Here is a 1,182-nt window from a genome sequence, read left to right on the forward strand (position 1 = left end):
CGGCCGGGCCCTGGGCAGCGCCGAGAAGTTCCAGGAAGTGATGGCGCCGCTGGCCGACAAGCTCAACGCGGGCCTGGGCGCCAGCCGCGCAGCCGTCGACGCAGGCTACGCCCCGAACGACTGGCAGGTCGGCCAGACCGGCAAGATCGTCGCGCCGCAGTTGTACATCGCCTGCGGCATCTCGGGCGCGATCCAGCATCTGGCGGGCATGAAGGACTCGAAGGTGATCGTGGCGATCAACAAGGACGAGGAGGCGCCAATCTTCTCGGTGGCCGACTACGGCCTGGTCGCGGACCTGTTCACGGCCGTGCCGGAACTAGTTGCCGCGGTTTGAACGACATGGCACTTCTCAGACATTGCCTGTTCGAGCTTCGCGCAGCCAAGGGCCAGGCGCAGTTCGAACCACCGCCGCTCCACGCCGCTGGGGCGTCGAATGCCCGTTCGACGCGTTCCGATCGAGGAGTGGCGCCGCAGCGCTACATCGCAGCCGGCATGTCGGGCGCGATCCAACATCTGGCGGGCATGAAGGACTCCAAGGTGATCGTGGCGATCAACAAGAACGAGGAGGCGCCGATCTTCTCGGTGGCCGACTACGGCCTGGTCGCCGACCTGTTCACGGCCGTGCCGGAACTGGTCGAGAAACTGTGAATACGGCCGTGACCAGATTGTTGATTGTGCGGAAGACGACGCGCGCGGTAGTGCGACGTCGCCAATCATTACAAGAAGGAGCGCTTGCGTGAGCGTCGTGATGATCAACGCATCGATAGGTGATGGGCGTCCTTTCTTGGCTCTGGCGACGGGCGAGCGCGCGCTAGGACTGAATCGTTGCCTGGCCCTCGCTTCGACCCGTGGGCTCGCGGCGGAACTCGATCTGCAGGGGCTTCAGAGTCAGTGGTCTCGACTGGTCGAACCTCTGCGGGCCGCTTGCAACTCGACCCATGTCCTGCAGGCCATCGCTGCCGAGGGATTTCTGGTGGAAAGTCTGCGCCTGCACGCGCCGGTAGCACCCCGTCAGGTGTTTTGCACGATCGGCAACTACGCGGGCCAGTTGATCGAGGCCGCTGAGGACAGCGGCGACGGTTCAGCCGGTGCGGGCGCTGGCGCTCGCCGGGAGACGGCGCTCGCGGCGATCCAGGAGCGCCGCCGCGGCGGTTCCCCGTACATCTGCCAAAAGCCCAACTC

The 1,182-nt window shown here is 65.6% G+C and carries 1 protein-coding gene and 2 pseudogenes; all 3 read left to right on the plus strand.

Annotation, left to right across the window (positions count from 1 at the left end; genetic code table 11):
- Positions 1–334: electron transfer flavoprotein subunit alpha/FixB family protein (locus AC1DY5_RS56405; RefSeq protein ID WP_478122834.1), on the plus strand; the 334-nt coding region annotated here is incomplete at its 5' end.
- Positions 335–462: 128 nt separating this feature from the next.
- Positions 463–648, plus strand: a pseudogene (locus AC1DY5_RS56410) (FAD-binding protein); the annotation flags it as partial.
- 88 nt (positions 649–736) lie between these two features.
- Positions 737–1,182, plus strand: a pseudogene (locus AC1DY5_RS56415) (fumarylacetoacetate hydrolase family protein); the annotation flags it as partial.

This window comes from Variovorax sp. P4_D9, from assembly GCF_056401695.1.